This window comes from Streptomyces sp. SolWspMP-5a-2 (assembly GCF_900091845.1).
Classification (GTDB): domain Bacteria; phylum Actinomycetota; class Actinomycetes; order Streptomycetales; family Streptomycetaceae; genus Streptomyces; species Streptomyces doudnae.
On record NZ_FMCI01000066.1, the window covers coordinates 1 to 6004 of the forward strand.

At 73.2% G+C, this 6004-nt stretch carries 6 protein-coding genes; 4 read left to right on the forward strand and 2 right to left on the reverse strand.

Features of this window, described 5'->3' with window-relative positions; translation table 11 throughout:
- The 3 genes from GA0115242_RS06475 to GA0115242_RS06485 form a co-directional block, all read left to right on the forward strand.
- Nucleotides 1-1005 (forward strand): AIM24 family protein (locus GA0115242_RS06475; RefSeq protein ID WP_141721519.1); only part of this gene is annotated, 1005 nt, incomplete at its 5' end.
- Nucleotides 1006-1016: 11 nt separating this feature from the next.
- On the forward strand, nucleotides 1017-1697 hold the full coding sequence (locus GA0115242_RS06480) for an AIM24 family protein (protein WP_093825444.1): 681 nt from the start codon (nucleotides 1017-1019) through the stop codon (nucleotides 1695-1697).
- 18 nt (nucleotides 1698-1715) lie between these two features.
- On the forward strand, nucleotides 1716-2471 hold the full coding sequence (locus tag GA0115242_RS06485) for an AIM24 family protein (RefSeq protein WP_093825446.1): 756 nt from the start codon (nucleotides 1716-1718) through the stop codon (nucleotides 2469-2471).
- A gap of 217 nt (nucleotides 2472-2688) precedes the next feature.
- Here GA0115242_RS06485 and GA0115242_RS06490 read toward each other — a convergent pair whose 3' ends face one another.
- Nucleotides 2689-3264 carry an NUDIX hydrolase gene (locus GA0115242_RS06490; RefSeq protein WP_093825448.1) on the reverse strand — a complete coding sequence of 192 codons (576 nt, stop codon included), beginning with the start codon at nucleotides 3262-3264 and terminating at the stop codon, nucleotides 2689-2691.
- Nucleotides 3261-4712 (reverse strand): zinc-dependent metalloprotease, encoded by a 1452-nt coding sequence (locus GA0115242_RS06495; RefSeq protein WP_093825450.1) that lies wholly within the window; start codon nucleotides 4710-4712, stop codon nucleotides 3261-3263. The genes GA0115242_RS06490 and GA0115242_RS06495 overlap by 4 nt, the downstream gene beginning before the upstream one ends.
- Nucleotides 4713-4904: 192 nt before the next feature.
- Between GA0115242_RS06495 and GA0115242_RS06500 the strand changes: the two genes are divergently transcribed.
- Nucleotides 4905-6004, forward strand: a 1100-nt coding sequence (locus GA0115242_RS06500; protein ID WP_093825453.1) for an SDR family oxidoreductase, incomplete at its 3' end; no start/stop codon positions are given.

The following is a 6004-nucleotide window of genomic DNA, read 5'->3' on the forward strand; positions in this document are numbered from 1 at the left end:
TACACACCCCCGCCCCCGGGATCCACCCCGCCGCCCCCGCCCGCCGACGTGCACGGCGCTCCGACGATCATCGCGCCCCTCACCGGCCCCGGCGGCGCCCCCGTGCCGCCCCCGGGCCCCGCGCCCTACGGACGACCGCCCCAGCAGCCGTACGGCGGCCCCGGCGCCCCCAGCGCGCCCCTGCCGCCCGGCTACGGCCAGCACCCCGTACCCGGCGCCCCGCCCGCCCCGGGGCCGCCGCCCGGCCACTTCCAGCAGCCGCCGTTCGGCCAGGTGCCCGGACAGCAGACGCCTCCTTACGGAGGGGCGCAGTACACCGTGCCGCAGGGCCCGCCCCCGTCGGGCTCCGGGGTGTCCGCCGCGCTCCAGAAGTACAAGGAGACGCCCACCGGGCAGCGCTGGACGCAGCAGAACAAGAAGCTCGTCCGCGTCGACCTCGGCATCGGCGGCCAGCCCGTGCTGGCCCGCCAGGGCAGCATGGTGCTCTACCAGGGCAAGGTCGACTTCAGCTACAAGGGCGCCGGGTTCGCCGGGCGCATCGTCGGCAACGCCACCGGCCAGGAGATGCAGCTGATGCGCTGCACCGGGCAGGGCCAGGTGTTCCTCGCGGACTCCTCCACCTATCTGCACCCGGTCGAACTCCAGGGCGACGCGATCTGCGTCTCCTCGGAGAACGTCCTCGCCTTCGACGAGAGCCTCCAGTACGAGGTGCGCCGCATCGAGGGCCACGGCATCCCCGGGGGCGCGCTGTTCACGATGCAGTTCCAGGGCACCGGCACGATCATCGTGCAGACCCACGGCACGCCCGTCGTGCTCCCGGTCACGCCCACCACCTTCGCCGACTGCAACGCGGTCGTCGCCTGGTCGGCCGCCTCCCAGGTGATCGTCTCCAGCCAGGTGCGGATGCGCCGCAACGCCTACGCGGGCGACACCGGGGAGAGCGTCAACCTCCAGTTCCGGGGCGCTCCCGGCAACTTCATCGTCGTCCAGCCGTACGAGGTCTGAGGGAGCCCGTCATGAACCAGCCGCTCGCGGGCTACGCGCCCGCACCCGTCACCGCCCGCATGGAGAACCACGGCAACCACATGCTGAAGGTCGCCCTCCAGAGCGGGAACGACCTCCTCGCGCGCGTGGGCTCGATGGTCGCCTACGAGGGGTTCGTGCAGTACGAGCCCAACCCGCCCGCCGTGCGCCAGATCGCCCGTGACTGGGTCACCGGCGAGGGCGCCCCGCTGATGAAGTGCTCGGGCGACGGGCTGCTCTACCTCGCCGACTACGGCGCCGACGTCGTCGTCATCCACCTCGACGGCGACGGCATCTCCGTCAACGCCACCAATCTGCTCGCCTTCGACGCCCAGCTCACCTGGGGCGTCGAGCGGGTCAAGGGGCTCGCCAAGTTCGCCGGGCAGGGCCTGTGGAACACCAGGATCTCGGGCCAGGGCTGGGTCGCGCTGACCTCCCGCGGCACCCCGATCGTCGTCGACTGCGGAGGCGGCGAGGACGAGACGTACGTCGACCCGGACGCGCTCGTCGCCTGGTCGCCGAACCTGAAGGTGAAGGGCAAGCGCAGCTTCAAGGCGCAGTCGCTGATCGGCCGCGGCAGCGGTGAGGCTTACCAGATGGCCTTCTCCGGTCAGGGCATCGTCGTCGTCCAGCCCAGTGAGGACAGCACCGACCGTCTCCGGGTCCGGGGCTGAGGGGGAGCCAGAACAGCCATGCAGAGCTCGCTTTTCGCCTACAACGACCTCCAGACCCAGGACCGCTGGAGTCTGCAGAACCAGCAGATGCTGCGCGTCACCCTGGAGGGCCACGACGACCTGCTCGCCCGCAAGGGCTCGATGGTCGCCTACCAGGGGCTCGTCGAGTTCGACGCCGAGTTCCAGAGCACCCAGCAGGGACGCGCCCGGATGTACACCGGCGAGGGGCTCGACCTGATGCGCTGCCACGGGCAGGGCACGGTCTTCCTCGCCAACCTCGCCCAGCACGTCCATGTGATGGAGGTGGAGCAGGAGGGCCTCACCGTCGACAGCGCCTACGTGCTCGCGATGGACTCCACGCTGCACCACGAGATCATCGCCGTCGACAGCCTCTACGGCATCTCCGGCTCGGGGAAGTACCAGCTCAACATCACCGGACACGGCCGGGTCGCCCTGATGACGTCGGGTGCGCCGCTGCTGATGCAGGTGACGCCCGACAAGTACGTCAACTGCGACGCCGACGCGATCGTCGCCTGGTCGACCGGACTGCGGGTGCAGATGCAGGCCCAGACGCACTCCTCCGGGGTGTGGCGGCGCCGCGGCAACACCGGTGAGGGCTGGGAGCTGAGCTTCATGGGCAGCGGCTACGCGCTCGTCCAGCCCAGTGAGCTGCTCCCGCCGCAGAACGCCCAGATCGGCGGCGGGATCGCCGCGCAGTTCGGCATGGGCGCGCAGGGTGCGCACGGGCAGAACCAGGGCAACGTCTGGAGCTGAGGCCCGGCAGCGGGACGGGTCCGGGTAAGGGGCGAGTGCCATGGCGGCCGCCCCTTACCCGCTCCCGGACCTGGCCGCGGCGATCCCCCCTTCCGGGCCCCGGACCCCGGCGCGGTGGTCACCTTCGCACCCGCGCCCGGACCCCACCGCGGGTGATCACGCCCGGACCCCGGTGTTGATCACGTCCGTGCACGCCCCCGAAGCCCGGTGCTCGGGCTCAGAGGCGGGCCCGGGTCGCCTCCAGCAGGTTCACCACCGAGGCGTCCGCCACCCCGGCCACCTCGTCGTAGCGGAACCAGCGCAGGTCGAGGGACTCGTCGCTGATCGTCTGGACCGCGCCCGGCGGTGCGAGGACGGCGTACTGGACGTCCAGGTGCCAGTGGCACGGCGCCGGGATCGCGTGCCGGTCGAGCCGCACCGGGCCGCCCGGCAGCAGCGTCAGGCCCGACACGCCCGACTCCTCGGTGGCCTCGCGCAGGGCGGCGTCCGCCAGGGACCGGTCCCCGGGCTCGCAGTGGCCGCCCATCTGGAGCCACATCCGCAGCTTCCTGTGCAGGGTGAGCAGGACCCGCCCCCGCGCCGGGTCGATCACCAGGGCGCTCGCCGTGAGGTGCCCGGCACCGCACGCCTTCCACAGCCCGTCGGCGTGCGCCGCCAGGTGGTCCAGATAGACCTTCCGCAGCGCCTGCTGACCGGCGCCCTCCGCCCCGTCCGCCCCGTCCGCGAGGTCGGCCTCGACCGCCCGGCCCTCGAACTGCTCCAGGACGAGGACCGCGTCGTCGTGCAGGCTCACTCGCCGTCGTCGCCCTCGGTGTCGCCGGGCCGCCCGGTGCCGTCGGCGGGGCCGTCCTCCGACGCGTCCTTCTTGCGCAGGTCGGGCTTGTCCGCCGCCTCGCCGAGCATCTTGTCCAGCTCGGAGAAGTCCAGCTGCTCGCGGTGGACGAAGCCGTCCGGGTCGTCGAGGTCCGAGGCGGTCGGCAGCATGTCCGGGTGGGCCCAGAGGGTGTCCCGGCCGTCGACCCCGCGCGCGTCCGTGAGCGACGCCCACAGCCGGGACGCGTCGCGCAGCCGGCGCGGGCGCAGCTCCAGCCCGATCAGCGTCGCGAACGTCTGCTCGGCGGGGCCGCCGCTGGCCCGGCGCCTGCGCAGCGTCTCGCGCAGCGCGTCGGCGGACGTCAGGCGCGGCTTGGCGGCCGTGTGCACCACCGCGTCCACCCAGCCCTCGACGAGCGCCAGAGCCGTCTCCAGACGGGCCAGGGCCGCCTTCTGCTGCGGGGTGTCCTCGGGCTGGAACATGCCCTGCTGCAGCGCGTCCTGGAGCTGCTCCGGGTTCTGCGGGTCGAACTGGCCGACCACGTCCTCCAGCTTCGCGGTGTCGACCTTGATGCCGCGCGCGTACCCGTCGACCGCGCCGAACAGGTGCGAGCGCAGCCACGGCACGTGCGCGAAGAGGCGCTGGTGGGCCGCCTCGCGCAGGGCGAGGTACAGCCGCACCTCCTCCTTGGGCACGCCGAGGTCCTTGCCGAACGCCTCGATGTTGCCCGGCAGCAGCGCGGCCTTCCCGGCCGGGGTGAGCGGCAGGCCGATGTCGGTGGAGCCGACGACCTCGCCCGCGAGCACCCCCACGGCCTGGCCGATCTGGGTGCCGAACATGGCGCCGCCCATGGAGCGCATCATGCCGATCAGCGGGCCCGCCATGGCCTGCATCTCCTCCGGCAGGACGTCGCCCATCGCCGCGCCGACCCGCTCGGCGACCGGGTCGACCAGCTCCTGCCAGGCCGGGAGCGTCGCCTCGACCCACTCCGCGCGCGACCAGGCCACCGCGGACCCGGCGCCCGAGGGCAGCGACGTCGCGTCGTCCAGCCACAGGTCGGCCAGGCGCACGGCCTCCTGGACGGCGGTGCGCTCGGCGGGGCCGACGCTCGCGTCCTTGGTGCCGTCCGACGTGCCCTGCGCGACCGTCTGCCGGGCGATCTGCTTGGCCATGTCCCAGTTCACCGGGCCGCCCTCGTAGGACAGCATCTGGCCGAGCTGCTGGAACGCGGCGCCCAGGTCGGTGGGGTTCAGGGAACCGAACATCGCGGCGAGCGGGTTGTCGGCGCCCCCGGCGCCGGCCGGCCCGAATCCGAACGGATTGGCCGGTCCCTGACCACCGCCGCCCTGCTGGTCCTTCTTCTTGCCCTCGTCGCCGTCTTCCGGCTCCTCCGGCGGAAGGCCGAATCCGAATGGGGTGTCACTCACGGGATTCCTCGGCTCCTAGGGCCGCCGGTTGGCTCCGGCGGCACGACTGCCCGATAACACCACCCAGCGTAGACACCGCGCGCGGTTCGGGCCTCGGTGCTCCGCCGACTCATGGCCTGCGGCAGGATGGATGCCACCTGGTACGGACGCGTCACTCGGGTCCGTACTGAAGACAACCGCTGGAGACGCCCGGTGAGTTCCCCAGATCCTCAGGTTCGCGCAGCGCGAAACGAGTCAACCCGTCCCGCCGTGCGCGGGCCCGTCGTCGCGGTCACGGGCGCCGCGTCCGGGGTCGGAGCACTGCTCACCGAGCGGCTGGCCGCCTCGGACGAGGTCAGACAGGTCATCGCCATCGACGAGCGGCGCGGCGACTGCGCGGCCGCCCAGTGGCACATTCTCGACGTGCGTGATCCGGCCATCGCGGAGAAGCTGCGGGGCGCCGACGTGGTCGTGCACCTCGCGCTCGACCTCGACCTGGAGACCGACGCCGCCGCCCGGACGGCCTACAACGTCCGGGGGACGCAGACGGTGCTGACGGCCGCCGCCGCGGCCGGGATCCACCGGGTCGTGCTCTGCACGTCCGCGATGGTCTACGGGGCGCTGCCCGACAACGAGCTGCCGCTCTCGGAGGACGCCGAGCTGCGCGCCACGGCCGAGGCCACCGGCGTCGGCGACCTCCTGGAGATCGAACGGCTGGCCCGGCGCGCGCCGCGGGCCCACCCCGGTCTCAATGTGACGGTGGTCCGCCCCGCCGTCCTCGTCGGAGGCACCGACACCGCGTTGACCAGGTACTTCGAGTCGCCGCGGCTGCTGGTGGTCGCCGGTTCGCGGCCCGCCTGGCAGTTCTGCCACGTCGAGGACCTGTGCGGCGCCCTGGAGTACGCCGTCCTGGAGAAGGTCGACGGCGAGCTGGCGGTCGGCTGCGAGGGGTGGCTGGAGCAGGAGGAGGTCGAGGAGCTGAGCGGCATCCGGCGCATGGAGCTGCCGTCGGCGGTCGCCCTCGGGGCCGCGGCCCGGCTGCACCGGATCGGTCTGACGCCGTCCCCCGCGGGTGACCTCGCCTACACGATGTACCCCTGGGTGATCAGCGGGAGCAGGCTGCACGACGCGGGGTGGCGGCCCCGGTGGACCAACGAGGAGGTGCTCGCGGAGCTGCTGGAGGAGGTCTCCGGGCGGCACACCGTGGCGGGACGGCGGCTGGGCCGCAAGGACGCGACGGCGGCAGGCGCGGCCGGTGCGACGGTGGCGCTGCTGGGCGCGGCGGCCGTGGTGCGGCGGGCCCGCAAGGCGCG

Coding starts and splice junctions, on each gene's coding strand:
- GA0115242_RS06480 (WP_093825444.1), top strand. CDS start 1,017: ATGAACCAGCCGCTCGCGGGCTACGCGCCCGCACCCGTCACCGCCCGC.
- GA0115242_RS06485 (WP_093825446.1), top strand. CDS start 1,716: ATGCAGAGCTCGCTTTTCGCCTACAACGACCTCCAGACCCAGGACCGC.